Below are 18,040 nucleotides of genomic sequence, written 5' to 3'. Positions count from 1 at the left end.
TCAGCCCGCCGACACCCGCCGCCCCTGCACGTGCACGGCCGCGATGGCCGGCTCGCGGAGGCCCATCAGCAGGGTGAAGAGGATCTGGTCGGTGGCGCGTTCCGGGTCGTCCGAGCGGATCCCGTGGGCCAGCGTGAGCGCGAGCGGCTCCCAGAGGTCGGGCGTGATCGTCAGGAAGTCGGCGTCCTTGCCCACGTCCAGGTTGCCGTAGCGCTCCTCCATGTCGAGGGCGCGGGCACCGGCGAGCGTGCCGGTGAAGAGCAGCTCGGCGGCGTCGATCTCCACGCCCGCGTCGCCCGGCTCGGACAGGTGCACCTTGAACGCGTCGTTGAGCACGCGCGAGACGAGCCATTCGTCGCCGGCGCCCACGTCGGATCCGATCGCCACGTTCACGCCCGAGGCCACCGTGCGCCGCCACGGCATGGTGCCGGAGCCGAGGAACTGCTGCGACGTCGGGCAGTGCGCGATGCTGCTGCCCGTCTCGGCGAGGCGCGCGAGCTCGGAGTCCTGGCAGTGCACCGCGTGGGCGAACACGCTGCGGCGCCCGAGGAGGCTCGATCCGCCCCGCGCGGACCCGGGCAGGAAGCGGCCGTCGTAGGTGTCGAGGTAGGTGTCGGTGCCGTAGACCTGCCGGACGGCGGCGATCTCGCCCGTGCCCGGCCGGTCGTTCTCGTTGAGGTGCGAGTGGAAGTGGACGCCCTCGCCGCGCGCCACGTCGTACAGCTCGCCGAGGCCTCGCAGCGTCGTCGGCGTGACCGACAGGCTGAAGCGCGGCACGATCGCGACCTGGAGGAGGGCGGTCGTCGCGTCGCCCGTGTCGACGGCGTGCCAGCGGTCGATCTCCGCGCAGGAGAGCGCGATCGCGTCCTCCTCCGAGGTGAGCAGCGGCGTCGCGGGGCCGGAGCCGACCGTCTGGATCCCGCGCCCGCTCACGAGCCGGAGGCCCGCGTCGCGGGAGGACGCGAACAGGGCGTCCTGGGCGTGCGGGAACGCGGATCCGAACACCAGCGCGCTCGTCGTGCCCGCCATGATCCGGCGGCGCGTGAAGTCGTGCGCGATCATGCGCGCGAAGCCCTCGTCCTCGAGGCGGGCCTCCGACGGGAACACGCACGAGTCGAGCCACTCGAGGAGCTGGCCGCCGCCGTGCGCGCTCGTCGTGTACGTCTGCGGGAAGTGCACGTGCGCGTCGACGAAGCCGGGGATCAGGAAGTCGGACGCGTCACCGTGCACGGGCGCGTCGGCGAAGGCGGGCGGGAGCTGCCGGTACGGGCCCACCCAGGCGATGAGGCCGGCGTCGTCGACCGCGAGCGCGCCGTCGGGGACGGAGACGAGGTGGCGGCGGGCGTCCTGGACGAGCGGGGATCCCGTGATGTGCAGCACGTGGCCGCGGTGGACGGCCCGGCGGCTGGGCGAGGGCGGCGCGGGGGTGCTGGTGGTCCGGTTCTCGGTCATGCGGATCCGTTCGCTCGGCTGATGCGCGGCGGTGCTGGGCCGCGGGAGCCCGACGGGGCGCCCGCGGAGGGCGGGTCCGCGTGTCCGCGCTGGCCCGAGGCTGCGCGTCGCGCGGATCGGGCGCCCGGTCGATGCTCGGCCCCCGGGCGGGCTCCCCGCTCCGACACGCCGCGGGGCTCGACGGCGCTCAGGAAGCGGTGACCCTTCTCCGGCGGCGCAGGTCGGCGCGGCCGGCGCGTCCGGCGCGTCCGCGACGAGCAGCGGCTGGAGGAGCGCGTCGATCCGCGCGACCCGGCGGCGTCGGATCAGCGCCAGGCCCGCGACCGCGACGGCGAGCGCCGCGGGCAGCGTCCACGCGAGGGGCGGGCCGGCGAGGGCGCCCACCGCGACGGTGCCGCCGAGGAGCGCGGCCGCGACGAGCACCGCCCACGGCCCGCCGAGCTGGTCGTGGACCTCGCGGCGGCGGAGCAGCAGCCACCGCCACGCGTCGGCGTCGGCGTCGGCGGGGAGGCGGCCGTCGTCGATCGCCTCGGAGACGTCGACCCACCGCATGCCCGATGGGGCCGCGCGGCGCCGTCGGGAGAGGACGAAGGTGAGGACGAGACCGGCCAGGGCCCCGACGGTGAGGGTCCCGAGGATCCGCCCGGCGCTCATCTCCCGGCCGGACACGACCTGGAAGCAGGTCGAGACCCCGGCGTAGGCCGCGGCGACGCCCATCGCGGGCACGACCGCGGGGGCGTCGGCGAGGCGGCGGCGGGCGCGCCGGAGCCGGCCGTGCGTCGGAGCCGCGGGGTCGGTCACGGTCGGGAGCGGATCAGGCGCCGGCGGGGCGCGTCGGAGCGCTGCCCGCGGGGTCGACCGGTCGGCGGGCGTCGTCGCGCTCGCGCAGCTGGCGGAGCAGGTCGTCGATGCGGGGGATCGTGCGGCGCGCCTGCTCGACGGACACGACGCCGAGGACGAGGAAGGCACCCACGATGATCCAGCCGGCGGGCGAGCCGGGGACGAGCACGACCGCCGCGACGCCCATCGCGATCAGCACGACGACGAGCACGGGCATCAGCCACAGCGAGCGCCGGAACTGGCGGCGCCGCCACTCGAGGGCGGGGATCCACGTGGCCGGGTCGGCGTCGCGCGGCAGCGTCCGGGTCTTCAGGGACGTGGTGACGTCGGCCATCGTGTCGGCGCCGCCGCTGCGACGGCGCTGCCGGCCGACGACGAACGTCAGCACGCCGGCGATGAGCAGGGAGCCGATGACGTTCGCGATCGTGCGGCCGAGCGTCAGGCCGTCCTCGAGCATGAGGGCCTCGAGCAGGAGGCGGACCACGACGACGATGACGAAGAGGACGGGGAACACGATCCCGAGGGGAGCGCGCTGGAACCGGTCGGACAGGGCCTTCATGCGCGGGTGCCGGACGGGGGACGGGTCGTCGGGGCCATGCTCGCTCCTCGGGTCGGTGGGGCGCCGGGTCGTCGCGCGCGGTGCCGATTATCCAGCAGCCGGGGGAATGCGGTCGTCGGGGGCGGGTGGCGGCCAGCCGGTGCGGCGGGCGGCGTCGTCGCGGGCGGACTCCTGGAGCGGGATGAGCAGGGCGTCGACGGCGTCCCGGCGGCGGGTGCGGGAGACGATCAGCCAGGCGGCCCAGGAGACGAAGACCGCGAGGAACACGATGTAGGCGGGGTCGCGGTCCGGGCGGACCGGCGGCAGGACGACCACCGCGACGACCACCGCGAGCCCGAGGGGGACGCTCCAGGCCTCGGAGCGGATCTCCCGCCGCCGTCGCTCGAGCGCGTCCAGCCAGCGGCGCACGTCGGCTCCCGGCGGGAGCTCGCCGTCCTCCGTCGCCTCGGACACCTCGACCTCGCGCGGGGCGTCGGGCCAGCGGCGGCGGCGGATCCACCGACCGCCCACCATCGCGCCGGCCATGACCGCCGCCACGACAGCCTGGAGGACGATCGTCCCCGTCCCTTCGGACGGGTCGCCGAGGTCGAGCGCCGTCAGCCACGTGAACAGCAGCGCGGCGACGGCCACCGCCTGCACGACCACGGGCGCATCCGCCCACGCGCGGCGGATCCGCCGGAACAGCGGCTGCGTGCGGTCGGGCGCGGTCGACGTCATGGGTCCCCCTCGGACGGCGCCGGACGCGGCGCGCGACACCGGGGGGAGCGTCCCCCGACATCCGCGTCCCACCCTACGCACGGGCCGTGGGAGGCTTGACGCGGCCGGTACCATGCCGGGCCCGCCCGGCCGCCGCTCGCCCCTCTCGTCCATGCCGTCGCCCGTCCCGTCCTGCCCGTCCCGCGCCCGTCCGCCGGCGCTCCCACCCGGAGGTGCCGTGCTCGAGATCGCCGCCGAGGTGCTCGACGCCCTCGCCGACGGCCGCCGGCTCGCCGTCGCGTGCGTCACCGACGTGCTCGGCAGCGCACCCCGCACGGCCGGCACCGCGATGGCGGTCGACGCCGACGGCCGCGTCGTCGGATCCATCTCGGGCGGTTGCGTCGAGGGCGCCGTCGTCGAGGTCGCCGCCGGGGTGCTGGCCGACGGGGCGCCGGTCCTCACGTCCTTCGGGGTGAGCGACGACGACGCGTTCCAGGTGGGGCTCATGTGCGGCGGGCGGATCGGCGTGGTCGTCGTGGAGCTCGCGCCCGCCGGCGACGCGCGGTCGCCGATCCCCGCCGCCGTGCGCGCCGCGCTCGAGGACGCCCGCACCGGCCGCGCTGCGTCGCTCGCGCTCGTGCTGGACGGACCCGCCGTCGGCACGTGGATCACCGCCGCCCCCGACCCCGCGGTCGACGCGGCCGTGGGCGCCGACCCCGCGCGGCGGATCCGCGCCGAGCTCGCCGGCCGCCTCGCCGCCGGCCGCTCGGGCACCGCCGAGGTCGACTGCGCCGACGGACCCGCGCGCGTCCTGCACCTCGTCGCCGCCCCGCCGCCGCGCCTGCTCGTCTTCGGCGCCGTCGACTTCTCCGCGGCCCTCGCCGACGCGGGCGCGCTCCTCGGCTACCGCGTCACCGTGTGCGACGCCCGGCCCGCCTTCGCCACCCGCGCGCGCTTCCCGTCGGCGCACGAGGTCGTCGTCGCGTGGCCGGACGAGTACCTGGCCCGCACCGAGGTCGACGCCCGCACCGTGATCTGCGTGCTCACGCACGACGACCGCTTCGACGTGCCGCTGCTGGTCGAGGCCCTGCGGCTGCCGGTCGCGTTCGTGGGGGCGATGGGATCCCGCGCCACCGACGTGCGCCGCCGGGCCCTGCTCGCGGACGAGGGCGTCACGCCCGAGGAGCTCGCGCGCCTCCGCTCGCCCATCGGCCTCGACATCGGCGCGAGCACGCCCCAGGAGACCGCCGTGTCGATCCTCGCCGAGGTGCTCGCCGCGCGCGCCGGGACCGCGGGCGCCCCGCTGACCACGACCACCGGCCCCATCCACAGGGAGACCCCATGAGCACCGTCCCCGCGCCCGCGGCCCAGCCCGGCCTCGCCCGGCGCCTCGGCCTCCTCGACGCCACCGTGCTGGGCCTCGGCGCCATGATCGGCGCGGGGATCTTCGCCGTCATGCCCGCCGCCGCCCGCGCCGCAGGCGGGGGCCTCCTCGTCGGCCTGGCGATCGCGGCGGTCGTCGCGTTCTGCAACGCCACCGCGTCCGCGCAGCTCGCCGCCCGCTACCCGTCGTCCGGCGGCTCGTACCTGTACGGCCGCGAGCGCCTGGGGGAGTGGCCGGGATTCCTCGCGGGCTGGTCGTTCGTCATCGGCAAGACCGCGAGCTGCGCCGCGATGGCCCTGACCTTCGCGGCCTACGCGGTGCCCGCCGCCTGGCAGCGACCCGTCGCGGCGCTCGCCGTGGCGGCGCTCGCGGTGGTCGGTTGCCTCGGCGTGACCCGCACCGCCCGGCTCGCGCGCGTGATCATCACGGTGGTGCTCGCGGTGATCGCGCTCGTGCTCGCGGCGGGCGTCGTCGCGGGCGGGCCGACCGGCGCCGCGGAACCCGTCATGGGCGTCGACACGACCCCCTACGGCGTCCTCCAGTCGGCGGGCCTGCTGTTCTTCGCCTTCGCGGGGTACGCGCGCATCGCGACCATGGGGGAGGAGGTGCGGGATCCGGCGCGCACCATCCCGCGCGCGATCCTCCTCGCGCTCGGCGGCGCCCTCGTCGTCTACGCGCTCGTCGCCGTCACGCTGCTCGGGGTGCTCGGGGAGGCGCGGCTCGGCGGATCCACGGCGCCGCTCGCCGACGTCGTGCGCGCGGCGGGCTGGACGTGGGCCGTGCCGGTCGTCGGGATCGGCGCGGCCGCCGCCTGCCTCGGGGCGCTGCTCGCGCTCCTCGCCGGCATCGGGCGCACCTCGCTCGCGATGGCGCGCGAGGGCGACCTGCCGCGCCCGCTCGCCGTCGTGCACCCGCGGTACCGGGTGCCGCAGCGGGCGGAGATCGCCGTCGCGGTGGTCGTCGTCGCGCTCGTGCTCACGGTGGACCTCCGCGGCGTCGTCGGCTTCTCGTCCTTCGGCGTGCTGCTGTACTACGTGGTCGCCAACGCCGCGGCCTTCACCCAGGAGCGCGCCGACCGGCGGTACCCGAAGGCGCTGCAGGTGATCGGCGTGGTCGGCTGCCTGGTGCTCGTGGCGACGCTGCCCGTGCCGTCGATCGCGGTGGGGGTCGGCGTGCTGCTCGTCGGCGTGGTCGGGCGCGCGGTCGTGCTGGCGCGGCGGCGGGCCGCCCCGGCGAGCTGACCGGGCCGGGCGCCGTTGCGCCGGGCCGCGGCCGCTACTCCCGCGTGCCGCGCTCGCCGAGGGTCGTCGGGCTGTCGAAGCGCGGCTGCGGGCCGCCGCCGTGCAGGAGCCGCCACACGCGGTCGCGCGACATCGGCAGGTCGTGCGGCCGGATCCCGATGGCGTCCCGCACCGCGTTCGCCAGCGCCGGCGCGACCGGGTTGTAGGGCGCCTCGCTCATCGACTTCGCGCCGTGCGGCCCGTTGTCGTCGTGCGTGTCGGCGAACAGGACCTCGGTGACCGGCAGGTCCGCGAGCTGGGGGATGTGGTAGTTCCGCAGCACGTCGGTGAGGATCCGCCCCTCGCCGTCGTGCACGACCTCCTCGTACATGGCCGTGCCGAGCGCCTGCGCCGTGCCGCCCTCCACCTGCCCGCGCAGCTGCGCGGGGTTCAGCACCGTGCCCGCGTCGACGGCCTGCACGGAGCGGAGGATGCGGATCTCGCCCGTCGCGGGATCCACCGCCACCCGGAACGCGTGCACGTTGAACGCGAGCGACCGCAGCGCGCCGTCCTCGTGCGCCTCCGCCGCGAGCCCGTCGGGGCCCACCAGCTCGGCGACGGGGACGGAGACGTCGCCCGCGACGAGCGCGTCCGGCGTGAGCGCGAACGCGTCGGCGGCGCGCCCCGTGCGCGCGGCGGCCGCGTCGCGCAGCAGCCCGGCGAGCGCGGTCGCGGCCCGGTGCACGGCCTTGCCGGCGACGACCGTGCCGGCGGAGCCGAACGCGCCCGTGTCGTAGCCGGTGACGTCGGTGTCGGACTGGCGGATGCGGATCCGGTCGGGCGTCGTGCCCAGCGCGGTCGCCGCGAGCTGCGCGTGCACGGTGGTGGTGCCGTTGCCGAACTCGGCCGTGCCGACCGAGACCGTGACGACGCCGTCCGCCGCCATCGCGACGGTCACGTCGGCGAAGTGCCCGCGCGGCGGCATGGTGGCGATCATCGCGGCGGCCATGCCCTCGCCCACGAGCCAGCGGTCGCCGTCCGGCACCGGGTCCCCGCCGCCGTCGCGGAGCGCCGCCTCGGCGAGGTCGAGGCACTGGTCGAGGCCGTAGCTGCCGCCGAAGCCGAGGTCCGGGCCCTCCGCGTGCGTGATGATCAGCGGGTCGCCCGGCACGACCGCGTTCCGCCGCCGGATCTCGAAGCCCGAGATGCCGAGGCGCCGCGCCAGCTCGTCGAGCGCCGACTCGATCGCGAAGATCACCTGCCCGAGGCCGTATCCCCGGAACGCCCCCGACGGCAGGTTGTGCGTGTAGACGCTCTGCGCGTCGACCCGCTTCGCCGGCACGCGGTAGAGGGCGATCGACTCGTTGCAGCCGTGGAACATGACGCCCGGCCCGTGGTTGCCGTACGCGCCCGTGTCCGAGAGCACGTCGACCGCGAGCGCCGTGAGCACCCCGTCGGCGGTCGCGCCCACGGTGACCCCCACCCGCATGGGGTGACGCGCCGGGGAGAGCGTGAACTCGTCCGAGCGCGTGAACTCGAGCTGCACCGGTCGGCCGGTGGCGAGCACGGCGAGCGCCACGACGTCCTCGGTGAGGATCTCCTGCTTGCCGCCGAACCCGCCGCCGACCCGCGCCGTGAACACGCGGACGCGCTCCGGCTCCAGCTCGAACAGCCGGCAGATCTCGCGCTGCACGAGGAACGGGACCTGCGAGCTGGTGCGGAGGACGAGGCGGCCCTCCTCCAACCAGCCGACGGTCGCGTGCGTCTCCAGGTGGGTGTGCGCGACGCGCTGCGTGGACCACGTGCCCGTCACGACCTGGTCGGCTCGCGCGAGGCCGGCCGCCACGTCGCCGTGCTCGCCGTGCATCTCGGCCACGATGTTGCGCTGCGGGTCGGCGAGGCGGGAGACGGCCGGGTCCTTGTCGCCGTGCACGAGGGGCGCGCCCGGGCGCCGGGCCTCCTCGGGGTCGTGCACGGCAGGCAGGACCTCGTAGTCGACGCGCACCAGGCGCACGGCGGCCTCGGCGATGCCCACGTCGTCCGCGATGACGGCGGCGACGCGCTGCCCGCGGAACCGCACGACGTCGTCGAAGACGCGGCTGTCGTCCGGGTCGTCGAAGCGGTCCTCGTGGCGGGCGGACGAGTAGAGCGTCGCGGGGGAGTCGCGGTGGGTGAGGACCGCGTGGACGCCCGGCAGCGCGAGGGCCTCGGCGGCGTCGATCGAGACGATCCGGGCGTGCGGGTGCGGACTGCGCACCAGGCTCGCGTGCAGGAGGCCGGGCACGGCGACGTCGAGCGTGTACGGCTCGAGGCCGCTGACGACGCGCTCGCTCGCGGGGGCGCGCAGCGACGTGCCGACACGGCCGGTCTGCGCGCGCTCGGCGGCGCGGGCGGCGGTGGCGTCGTCCTCGGCCGGGGCGTCCGTGGCGGCGGCGGATCCCGTCGCCCGCACCGGCCCGAGCCCCTCGGGCCGCACGCCGCCGCAGCCGGCCGCGTGCACGTGGCCGACCCCGCCGTGCTCCCCGCGGATCGCCTCGTCGATCGCCCGGTACCCCGTGCACCGGCACAGGCTGCTCTTCATGAGGCGCGGCAGGTCGTGGAGCTCGTCGTCGGCGAGCGACGCGGCGGTCACGACCATGCCGGGCGTGCAGAACCCGCACTGGAAGCCGGCCGCCTCCACGAACCGCTCCTGCACCGGGTGCAGGTCGCCCGGGGTCCCGAGCCCCGCCGCCGTCGTGACCGCGCGCCCCTCGGCCCGGAACGCCGGCAGGATGCACGAGTGCACGGCCTCCCCGTCGAGGAGCACCGCGCACGCGCCGCAGTCGCCGGAGTCGCAGCCCTTCTTCACGCTGAACACCTCGTGCGCGCGGAGCCACGTGCGCAGGCTCTGCCCGGGCGCCGGGTCGCCGGGGATCTCGCGGCCGTCCACCGTCATGCTCATGCGCGCGCTCCCGCCGTCGTGGTGGCCGCGGCGCCGGGCGGGGTGCCGCGCTCGCCGGAGGCCGGTCCGTCGCCCGCGCCGGCCGCGTCGCCGGCCAGCTCCGCGCGGATCTCCTCCGCCAGCAGCGCGCTCACGGCCCGGCGCCAGTCGTCGGCGCCGTGCGCGTCGGTGAACCAGGATCCGATCGCCCGCACGTCGTCCGCGAGCGCGCCGGCGTCCGGGAGCGCGGGGTAGCGCAGCAGCTCCGGCCGGAGGGTCGCGCCGGTCACGGTGAGCGCGAACGCGCCGTCCTCGTCGAGCCGCCCGATGACGACCGAGCCCGAGCGGCCGATGGGGGACAGCGCGATCTTCCGAAACGCGGTCCGCGCCCGGAGGGACGCCGCGGGCACGTGTATCGACCGCAGCACGTCGCCGGGATCCAACGCGGTCGTGCGGTCGCCCGTCACGAGCTCGGCCACGGGCATCCGCTCGTCGCGGGCGGGAGCGTCGGCCGTCGCGGCCCGCCAGATCAGCGCCTCCGCGTCGAGGGCGGACGCGAGCGCCGTCATCGGGCCCGCGGGCAGCGCCGAGCAGACGTTGCCGCCCACGGTCGCGACCCGCCAGATCTTCGTCGACCCGAACAGCGCCGTGCAGGCCTGGAGGAACAGGGGGTGCGCGCGCCAGCCGTCCCGCGGCGCGATCCCCGCGACCTGGGCGATCGTGCACGTCGCCGCGATCTCCAGGCCGGCCTCCGTCACGACCAGCGGCTCCCAGCCGAGCGCCTGCAGGTCCACCAGGCCCGTGAGGTGCGGGTGCGGCTCGGCGAAGATGCCGGATCCGCCCGCGAGCGCCGCCACGGCCGGCCCGAGCGCCGCCAGGTCGTCGCGCGTGCGGGCGGGCAGGACGGAGCCGACGGTCGGCTGGTCCATTGGTCTCCTCCCGGGCGTCCCGGTCGACGGCCGCGGATCCTCGGGGAGCGCGGTCGTGCGTGGACGTGTGACAGCGATCCTCGCATCCGCCGCGGCCCGCCCCCGCCGGCGCGCCCCCGACTTGCCGCCGCCCGGGCGCGGCTGGCACGCTCGCGGGGAGACCCGGGGAGACCATGGACATCCGCACCGCCGCCCGCACCATCCGCCCCCGACGTCTATCCCGCGCCGCCACCGCGCTCGCCGGCACCGGATCCGCGCTCGCCGCGTCCCTCCTCCTCGCGGGCTGCTCGTTCGGGCCGGACGGCCCGCCCGCGCCGCCGGTCGACGCCGTCGCCATCGCCGACGACGCCCCGGAGGCGACGCCCGGCCAGCGCGTCGCGGCCGGCGAGGTGGTCGCGCTCCCCAGCGCCGACGAGGCGTCGGCCCCCGGCGACGTGGTCGCGACCGCGGTGCTGGGCGTCGCCGAGGGCCAGCCCACCTACTGGTCCGGCTACGAGGACGGCGAGCGCTTCGCCGACCGCACCCCCTTCTTCGCCTTCGTCCAGACCCGCTGGCTCGAGGGCGAGCGCGGGCCGCAGAACGGCCCGGTCCTCCGGCCGTTCCTGGCCGACGGCACCGAGGTCGACATCATCCAGCGCCAGCTCGGCGGCATCAGCACCGACGCGGAGTGCCCGTACGAGGTGCCCGACCTGGGGCTCGAGGAGGGCCGCGACCCGGACGAGACCATGGAGTGCGTCGTCTACGCGGTGCCCGTGGGCCAGGAGCTCGCGGAGCTCCGCTGGCACGACGTGCCGCGCACGATCCTCCAGACGCCGGATCCCGCCGCGCACCCCTTCCTCGAGGCCCCCGTGGTCTGGGAGGTCGACGCCCTCCCGGCCGCCGACGTCGAGGGGTGACGGGCGTGACCGCGCCCCCGCGTGCCCGCCGCGAGCTCCGCGCTGCGGCCGTGCTCCTGCTCGTGCAGGGCGTGCTGATGGAAGGACTGGTCGCCGTCGGGCTCGTGGTGCTGCTGGCGCTCGGGATCCCGCAGGCGACGATCACCGACCACGCCGAGGTGTTCGCGCTCCCGTACCTGCGGGAGAACCTCTACCCGATGATGGCGATGAGCGGGATCTTCGCCGCGCTCCGCGTCACCGCCGGCATCGGCCTCTGGCGCGACCGCCTGTGGGGCCTGGCGCTGGCCGCGGTCATGTGCGGCGTGACGCTCGTGCTGATGGTGTTCCTGCTGCCGGCGGGGATCCTCGACGGGGTGCTGTCGGGCGCGGCCCTCGTCCTCCTCCTGCACGCGCGCCTCGGCCGCGACGCGGACGGCGCGCCCCGCCCCGCGCTGCCCGTGCGCTGACCGACGGGCCCCGGCGGTGGCCGCCCCCGACCGGGGGCGCGCCCCCGCGCTCGATAGAATGATCCGTCGCCACCCACCGGGTCGGGCGGCAGCACACGAGCAGCGACAAGGGGATGATCCATGGCGGGCAGCGCACGGCAGTTCAACGTAGCGCTCGAGCCGACGGTCGATCCCGCCACCAGCGAGGAGGAGTACTCCCGCCAGGACGACGCGGTCGCCCCCGCCCCCGCCACGTGGCCCACCACGCACCACCGCCCCGACGTGGTCGTCCGCAAGGGCCTCGCGACGCTCGTCAACCGCACGCTCACGCCGCACCAGGCGCTCGTGACGGACCTCCTCTTCATCCGCGACGCGCTGCTCGCCACCGGCATCGACTTCTGGCTCATCCGCGGCAACGACGAGCGCCCGGTCATCGCCATCGACGTCAGCCACCGCGACACCGTCGTCCGCGCCCTCGTCGCCGCGTGCGCCGACGAGCCGCTGTACGCGAAGACCGTCGACGGCCGCCGCCGCCCGCCGCTTCTCGTCGCCGACGGCCGCCTCACCGACAACCCCGACGCCGGGATCTTCCGCCTCTACCGCCCGCGCATCGAGCCGGTCGGCCTCCTCGCCTACGGCGCCTCCACCGCGGTCGAGCTGCAGTTCTTCCGCTTCGAGGGCGACACCGTCGTCTGGCCGGTCGAGAACTCGCTGACCCGCGAGATCCTCCCGGCGAACGAGGTCGTGCCCGCCACGGTCGAGATGTACGGCCACCAGTGGCGGACGCTCCGCGGAATGTTCGACGCGCAGGCGTCCGACATCACGTTCGACATCGACATGGTCTTCTCCTGGGTCGACGGCAACGACCCCGAGTTCCAGAAGCGCCGTGCCGAGCGGATGAAGGAGGTCGTGGTCGGCGAGGGCGACGACTCCGAGGCCCGCTTCCGCCAGATCGACGAGCTCAAGTACGCGCTCCGCTCCGTCTACCTCTTCGCGCCCTGGGTGCGACGGATCTTCATCGTCACCGACTCCCCGAAGCCGGCCTGGCTGGCCGACCACCCCGCCGTCACGTTCGTGCGCAGCGAGGAGTTCTTCACGGATCCCGCGGGGCTCCCCACGCACAACTCGCAGGCCGTCGAGTCGCAGCTGCAGCACATCCCCGGGCTCAGCGAGCACTTCCTCTACTCGAACGACGACATGTTCTTCGGCCGCCCGGTGCAGCCCGGCATGTTCTTCTCGCCCGGCGGCATCACGAAGTTCATCGAGGCGTCGACCCGCATCGGCCTGGGCGACAACGACTCCGACCGCAGCGGCTTCGAGAACTCGGCGCGCGTCAACCGGCGCCTGCTCATGGACCGCTTCGGCCGCCTCATCACCCGCCACCTCGAGCACGCGGCGACGCCCCTGCGCAAGAGCGTGCTGCTCGAGCTCGAGCAGGAGTTCGCGGAGGACTTCCACCGCACCCAGCTCAGCCGCTTCCGCTCCAGCACCGACATCTCCGTGACGAACTCGCTGTACCACTACTACGCGCAGATGACGGCGCGCGCGGTGCAGCAGGAGAGCGCCAAGGTCACCTACGTCGACACCACGTCGCGCGCGGGCCTCGACCTGCTGCCCGGCCTCCTCAAGCGCCGCTCGCAGGACTTCTTCTGCCTCAACGACGGCTCGTTCCCCGAGGTCCCGGCCGAGGAGCGCCAGGAGCGCGTGCAGGACTTCCTCGAGCGCTACTACGGCATCCCGGCGCCGTGGGAGGCGGAGGTCGCCGACGCGGCCGCCGCGTCCGGCGCGCCGGCCACCCCGGCGGAGTGAGCCGCGCGGGGAGCCCCGCCGACCGCACCCCGTACGAGGTGCTGGGCGTGGATCCCGCCGCCGACACCGCGGCCCTCCGCGCCGCGTACCGTCGGCTCGTGCGCGCCACCCACCCGGACACGGGCGGCGAGGCGCACCTCTTCCATGCCGTGCAGCGCGCGTGGGAGCTCGTGGGGGATCCCGCCGACCGCGCCCGCTACGACCGCGGGCAGGGCCGGGCGGCCGCCGACGACGACCCGCTCGACCCCGACGACGCCGGCTACGCGCCCGCCCACGGATCCGGCACCCGTCTCGGCGCGACCGTGCACGGCACGGCCGGCGCGCTCGCCCGCGCCCACTACCTCGACCGCGTCGCCGACTGGCAGGGCGTCGCGCCCGGCGGCGACGTGGGCGTGGACCCCTGGTCGCCCGAGCTCGTGCGCCGCGCCCCGCGCGAGATCCGCTGGCTGCTCGCCAAGGCGCTGGCCGAGGAGGCGACCGCGCGCGCCGCGGCGTCGCTCGGCATGGGCGCCACGATCTTCCACGACGTGCGGCCGCTCGCCGGCGCGGGCAAGGTCGACCACGTCGTGCTCGCGCCCGCGGGCCTCTTCGCGCTCAGCTCCGAGGACTGGGGCGTCGCCGTGCAGCTGGTCCGCGGCGAGCTGCAGCCCGTGACGCCGGATCCGGACGGCGCCTTCGCGCCCGGCGACGCGCCCGTCACGTGGCTGGTCGGCGCCGCCCGGTCGCTCGCGGCCTCGGCCGGCGTGCGCTTCGCGGCCGCCGTGGTCGTCGTGCCGGACGACGCGCTCGCGCAGCCGGTCGAGCGCGTGGAGCGCGGGCGCAACCGCGGCGCGCTCGTCGTCCGCCGATCCGTCCTCCCGCTCGTGCTGCGCGACGGCGTCTCCGAGGAGGGGCGGCTGAGCGTCGCGGATCCGTACGCGGTCCGCGCGCTCCTCCGCGAACGGCTGACGCTGCTGGATCCCGCGGCGGGCTGACGCGGCGCCCGGGCGGCGCTGACGCCGGCGGATGCGCCGAGGGCCCGCCGCGAGCGCGTCGCGGCGGGCCCTCGGGCGGTGCGGGGGATCAGGCGGGCAGGTCCGTGGGCGCGTCGCCCGTGCCGGCGCCCGTGTCGGCCGCGTCCTCGTCGGAGCCGAGGGAGTCGCCGCCGCTGGAGAGGCCTCCGTCGCCGGGCGCCTCGTCGTCGTCGACGTGCTGGATGCTCTCGCCGTCGGGGACCGTGCCGCCGACGGCCGCGTCGGAGTCGGCCTCGCCGGGCATGTCCTGCGTGACGCCGGGGGCGCCCTGGACGGTGGACAGGGGATCGATGTCGGAGTCGCTCATCCCTCGACCGTGCGCCGGAGCCCCGCGCGCGTCAGGGCGGGCGGGGCTCCGGGTGTCCGTGCGGACGGGGTCAGTCGATGCGCTTGAGGCTCTCGAGCCGGCCGAGCAGGTCGCGGTCCTGCGCGTCGAGGTCGCCCTCGGCCGCGACGACGCGGATGGCGGCCTCGAAGTCGAGGTCCTGGTCGTCGGCCACGCCGGCGACGTCGGCCACGACCCAGAGGAAGCTCACGAGCTCGGGGAGGATCTCGGACAGCACGGCGTCCGGGAAGATCGCCGCGGCCTGGCGGAACATGCGGTCGGTGGCCGGGCCGCCGAACGCGTGGTCGAGGTCGGCGACGATGCCGTCGTCCTCGTCGAGGTCGGTGGAGATCCAGTTGGCGACGTGCTCGCCGTCGAGGTGGATCGCGGAGAGGAAGAGGGGCTCGCCGCCCGACTCGCTCTCCACGATCTCGGTGATCGTGTAGCCGGCGACGCCGGGAGGCGTGAGAAGGGAGTCGTCATCCATGCGCCAATGCTAGCCGTGCGGGCGGCGCCGCCGAGCCCGGATCCGCCGCTCATCTATGCGGATCCGGCGGCGCCGCGCGGGTAGCCTCGTCGGGTGATCCCCGCCGCCGACCTCCTGCCCGCCACGGCGGCGGATCCGTCGACGCGCGCCGCCGCCGCGCCGGCTCCCGCGGTGCTCGATCCGTCCGCCTGGCGCGACCGCGCCGCCCGCCACGCCGAGCGCGCCGACGCCTTCTCCGCGGGCTTCCGCGAGCGCCGCCTCGCGGGCCGCACCCACGAGGTCGACGACTTCCTCTTCACCTACTACCCGCACAAGCCGTCGCTCCTGCGCCGCTGGCACCCGGGCGCGGGCGTCGTGCTCGCGGGCGCGGCCGGCGAGGAGCGCGCGGCCTGGCGCTGGTACGCGCCGGCCGGCGATGCGGCCGACGGCGGCGTCCGCGTGGACGCGTCCGGGTACCTCGAGGCGCGCGGATCCACCGCCTCCTTCATCGAGCGGATCCTCGGCCGCACCGCCGCGCGCCCCGGCCGCTTCTCCTGCTTCGGCCTGCACGAGTGGGCGATGGTCTACAAGGTGGGGCCGGGGGAGCAGCGGCACGAGCGGCTGCCGCTGCGCCTCGGATCCGCCGCGACGGACGAGGTCGTCGAGACGCACAGGCTCGCCTGCACCCACATCGACGCGTTCCGGTTCTTCACGCCCGAGGCCGTGCCGCGGAACGCGCTCGCGCCCACGCGCGAGACGCAGCCCGACCTCGAGCAGCCCGGCTGCCTGCACGCGGGCATGGACGTCTACAAGTGGGCCACCAAGCTCGGCCCGCTCGTGCCCGGCGAGCTGCTCCTCGACGCGTTCGAGCTGGCCCGCGACATCCGCTCGCTCGACATGCGCGCGAGCCCCTACGACGTCTCGGGGCTCGGCCTCGAGGCCGTGCGGATCGAGGAGCCGGCGGGCAAGGCCAGGTACGCGGCCGAGCAGCGCGGGTTCGCGGAGCGGTCGAACGCGCTCCGGGAGCGGATCCTCGCGGAGCTCGCGCACGCCCGTCGCGCCGCCGCCGTCGGGCTGTAGCCTCCGCGCGGACGTGCGCGGCAGGCGCCGCGTCAGCGCCCGCGGATCCCCTCGGGGTCGCGCAGCCGCTCGATGTCGCGCCGGTCGCGCTTCGTGGGACGGCCCGCGCCGCGATCCCGGACGACCGTCGCGGGCGTCGCGTCGCGCGCCGGCGGCGGGGGAGTGAGGTCGGTCAGCGCCTCCGCGGCGACCGCGGGACCGACGCGCTTCACGAGCGTGCGGCGCACCACGAGGATCCGGTCGGCGCCCGCGATCCGCACCCGCACCTCGTCGCCCGGCCGCACCGACTGCGACGCCTTCACGCGCTCGTCGCCGACCCGGACGTGCCCGGCCCGGCACGCGGCCGTCGCCTGCGACCGGGTCTTGTAGACGCGCACCGCCCAGAGCCAGCTGTCGACGCGGACGGCCGCCTGCGCGCCCGCGGCCGCGGGCGAGGCGTCGTCGGAGGGCATGCTCCGACCCTAGGCGACGGCTCCCCGGTACGCTGGCCCGAGCATGTCGATCTCCCGCCGCACCCTCCTCACCGCGTCGGTGTCGGGCCTCTCGCTCCTCGGCCTCGCGGCGTGCACCCGGACGACGCCCACCCCGGCGACCCCCACGGCCACGCCCTCCGCGACGCCGACCCCCACGCCCACCGCGGGCGTCGCGGGCCTCCCGCAGCCGGTCGCGTTCGCGCGCTCCGACTGGGCGGGGGATCCGTTCGCCCGCGGGTCCGGCAGCTTCCTGCGGCCCGGCGCCACGCGCGCCGACCGGGAGGCGCTCGCCCGCCCCCTGTCCGACCGCGTCTTCTTCGCGGGCGAGGCCACGAGCGCCGACCGCCCCGGCACGGTCGCGGGCGCGTACGCGTCCGGGCTGCGCGCGGCGGGCGAGGTCGACCGCGCGGGCGCCGGCACCGAGCGCGTCGCGGTCGTCGGCGCCGGCATCGCGGGCACCGCCGCGGCGCGGGCCCTCCGCGACGCGGGCCACGACGTCGTCCTCGTCGAGGCGCGGGCCGACCTCGGCGGCCGCATCCGCGCGGCCGGCGGCGACGACTGGCCGCATCCCGCCGAGCTGGGCGCGCTCTGGCTCGCCGCCGACCAGGACGACGTCCTCCGCGACGCCGTCCGCGCGGCCGGCATCTCCCGCTACGGGCTCGCCCTCGTCGCCGAGCACCGGGGCCCCGACGGCCGGGTGCTGGATCCCTCGGGCGCGGGATCCGACGCCCTCGCGGCCGCGCGCGCCCACGCCCTCGCGCAGCCGGGCGCGGTCAGCCTCGCGGCGGGCCTGCGCGCCACGGGCGGCGACGCCCTCGCCGCGGACGGCGGAGCCGCGTCCCCCGCGGCAGCCCTCGCCGCCCTGCTCGCCACCGACGTCGCCATCGCCCACGGCGCCGCGCCCGACGAGCTGTCCGCCGCGCACGGCCTCGACGAGCCCGCGCCCGTCGGCAACGCGGCGGTCACCGGCGGGTTCGCGGGGCTCGTGCAGCACCTGCTGCGGGACCAGGACATCGACGTGCTGCGCGAGTCGACCGTCACGCGCATCGCCTACGGCAACGGACGGGTGGGGCTGCGGCTCGGATCCGGCGAGTCGCTCTCGGCGGACCGCGTGGTCGTCACCGTGCCGCTCGGCGTGCTGCAGGAGGGCGCGATCGCGTTCGACCCGGCGCTCCCGTCCTCGCACGACGCCGCCATCCGCGCCCTCGGGCCCGGCCGCGCCGACCGGATCTGGCTGCGCTTCGCCGAGCCGTTCTGGTCGACGACGGCCACGGTCTGGACCTCCTACGACGCGGGCGGCAGCTTCACGCGCTGGTACAACCTCATGCCCATCTCGGGCGAGCCCGTGCTCATGGCCGAGGTCGGCGCGGTCGCGGCGGAGCGGGTCGCGGCCATGGACGACCAGGAGCTGCGGGCGGCGGCGCTGCGCACGCTCGTGCCCTTCGCGGATCCGGAGCTCCTCGCGAGGCCGATCCCGACCCCGACCCCGACCCCGACCCCGACCTCCTCCTCGACGTCCCCGGTCGAGCCGGGCGCGACCCCCACGCCCTAGG

The 18,040-nt window shown here is 76.6% G+C and carries 16 protein-coding genes; 8 read left to right on the top strand and 8 right to left on the bottom strand.

Going from position 1 to position 18,040, the window contains the following annotated elements:
• The 3 genes from H9X71_RS14930 to H9X71_RS09640 all read right to left on the bottom strand — a co-directional run bounded on the left by H9X71_RS14930 (position 1) and on the right by H9X71_RS09640 (position 3,568).
• The gene (locus H9X71_RS14930) at positions 1 to 2,253 is read right to left on the bottom strand and encodes an amidohydrolase family protein (RefSeq protein ID WP_244961550.1); all 2,253 of its coding nucleotides are present in this window, start codon (positions 2,251 to 2,253) and stop codon (positions 1 to 3) included.
• Positions 2,254 to 2,266: 13 nt separating this feature from the next.
• Positions 2,267 to 2,851, bottom strand: a complete 585-nt coding sequence (locus H9X71_RS09645; protein ID WP_191146899.1) for a hypothetical protein — start codon at positions 2,849 to 2,851, stop codon at positions 2,267 to 2,269.
• An 87-nt stretch (positions 2,852 to 2,938) separates the two neighbouring features.
• The gene (locus tag H9X71_RS09640) at positions 2,939 to 3,568 is read right to left on the bottom strand and encodes a hypothetical protein (protein ID WP_191146898.1); all 630 of its coding nucleotides are present in this window, start codon (positions 3,566 to 3,568) and stop codon (positions 2,939 to 2,941) included.
• A gap of 217 nt (positions 3,569 to 3,785) precedes the next feature.
• On the opposite strand from H9X71_RS09640, the gene H9X71_RS09635 reads away from it, so the two are divergent.
• Both H9X71_RS09635 and H9X71_RS09630 read left to right on the top strand, forming a co-directional pair.
• On the top strand, positions 3,786 to 4,892 hold the full coding sequence (locus H9X71_RS09635) for an XdhC family protein (RefSeq protein WP_191146897.1): 1,107 nt from the start codon (positions 3,786 to 3,788) through the stop codon (positions 4,890 to 4,892).
• Positions 4,889 to 6,172 carry an APC family permease gene (locus H9X71_RS09630; RefSeq protein ID WP_191146896.1) on the top strand — a complete coding sequence of 428 codons (1,284 nt, stop codon included), beginning with the start codon at positions 4,889 to 4,891 and terminating at the stop codon, positions 6,170 to 6,172. The genes H9X71_RS09635 and H9X71_RS09630 overlap by 4 nt, the downstream gene beginning before the upstream one ends.
• Positions 6,173 to 6,206: 34 nt before the next feature.
• Here the strand turns inward: H9X71_RS09630 and H9X71_RS09625 are convergent, their stop codons facing one another.
• Together H9X71_RS09625 and H9X71_RS09620 are read right to left on the bottom strand one after the other, a co-directional pair.
• Complete coding sequence (locus H9X71_RS09625) at positions 6,207 to 9,092, bottom strand: molybdopterin-dependent oxidoreductase (protein WP_191146895.1); 2,886 nt, start codon at positions 9,090 to 9,092, stop codon at positions 6,207 to 6,209.
• A complete protein-coding gene (locus H9X71_RS09620; RefSeq protein WP_191146894.1) occupies positions 9,089 to 10,000 on the bottom strand; it encodes an FAD binding domain-containing protein in 912 nt (303 codons plus the stop codon). The genes H9X71_RS09625 and H9X71_RS09620 overlap by 4 nt, the downstream gene beginning before the upstream one ends.
• 173 nt (positions 10,001 to 10,173) lie before the next feature.
• Here H9X71_RS09620 and H9X71_RS09615 point away from each other — a divergent pair, with 173 nt between their 5' ends.
• The 4 genes from H9X71_RS09615 to H9X71_RS09600 all read left to right on the top strand — a co-directional run bounded on the left by H9X71_RS09615 (position 10,174) and on the right by H9X71_RS09600 (position 14,104).
• Positions 10,174 to 10,896: a hypothetical protein gene (locus H9X71_RS09615; RefSeq protein ID WP_191146893.1), complete on the top strand. Its 723-nt coding sequence runs from the start codon at positions 10,174 to 10,176 to the stop codon at positions 10,894 to 10,896.
• 5 nt (positions 10,897 to 10,901) lie between these two features.
• On the top strand, positions 10,902 to 11,342 hold the full coding sequence (locus tag H9X71_RS09610; protein WP_191146892.1) for a hypothetical protein: 441 nt from the start codon (positions 10,902 to 10,904) through the stop codon (positions 11,340 to 11,342).
• Between the two features lie 120 nt (positions 11,343 to 11,462).
• Complete coding sequence (locus H9X71_RS09605; protein WP_191146891.1) at positions 11,463 to 13,130, top strand: stealth family protein; 1,668 nt, start codon at positions 11,463 to 11,465, stop codon at positions 13,128 to 13,130.
• Positions 13,127 to 14,104, top strand: coding sequence for a J domain-containing protein (locus tag H9X71_RS09600; RefSeq protein ID WP_191146890.1), 978 nt, complete (start codon positions 13,127 to 13,129; stop codon positions 14,102 to 14,104). The genes H9X71_RS09605 and H9X71_RS09600 overlap by 4 nt, the downstream gene beginning before the upstream one ends.
• Before the next feature lie 88 nt (positions 14,105 to 14,192).
• On the opposite strand, the gene H9X71_RS09595 is transcribed toward H9X71_RS09600, so the two are convergent.
• Together H9X71_RS09595 and H9X71_RS09590 are read right to left on the bottom strand one after the other, a co-directional pair.
• The gene (locus H9X71_RS09595; protein WP_191146889.1) at positions 14,193 to 14,450 is read right to left on the bottom strand and encodes a hypothetical protein; all 258 of its coding nucleotides are present in this window, start codon (positions 14,448 to 14,450) and stop codon (positions 14,193 to 14,195) included.
• A gap of 70 nt (positions 14,451 to 14,520) precedes the next feature.
• Entirely contained in the window at positions 14,521 to 14,955 is a 435-nt protein-coding gene (locus H9X71_RS09590; RefSeq protein WP_191146888.1) for a hypothetical protein, read from the bottom strand.
• Positions 14,956 to 15,048: 93 nt separating this feature from the next.
• Between H9X71_RS09590 and H9X71_RS09585 the strand changes: the two genes are divergently transcribed.
• The gene (locus tag H9X71_RS09585; protein ID WP_191146887.1) at positions 15,049 to 16,014 is read left to right on the top strand and encodes a 3-methyladenine DNA glycosylase; all 966 of its coding nucleotides are present in this window, start codon (positions 15,049 to 15,051) and stop codon (positions 16,012 to 16,014) included.
• A 32-nt stretch (positions 16,015 to 16,046) separates the two neighbouring features.
• On the opposite strand, the gene H9X71_RS09580 is transcribed toward H9X71_RS09585, so the two are convergent.
• The gene (locus tag H9X71_RS09580; protein ID WP_191146886.1) at positions 16,047 to 16,466 is read right to left on the bottom strand and encodes an RNA-binding S4 domain-containing protein; all 420 of its coding nucleotides are present in this window, start codon (positions 16,464 to 16,466) and stop codon (positions 16,047 to 16,049) included.
• A 43-nt stretch (positions 16,467 to 16,509) separates the two neighbouring features.
• On the opposite strand from H9X71_RS09580, the gene H9X71_RS09575 reads away from it, so the two are divergent.
• Positions 16,510 to 18,039: a flavin monoamine oxidase family protein gene (locus H9X71_RS09575; protein WP_244961548.1), complete on the top strand. Its 1,530-nt coding sequence runs from the start codon at positions 16,510 to 16,512 to the stop codon at positions 18,037 to 18,039.
• Position 18,040: the final 1 nt, after the last annotated feature.

This window comes from Clavibacter zhangzhiyongii (genome assembly GCF_014775655.1).
In the GTDB taxonomy this organism is placed as follows: Bacteria; Actinomycetota; Actinomycetes; order Actinomycetales; family Microbacteriaceae; genus Clavibacter; species Clavibacter zhangzhiyongii.
Note: the sequence above shows the minus strand (reverse complement) of the source record. Positions and strands in the feature narration are given on the sequence as shown.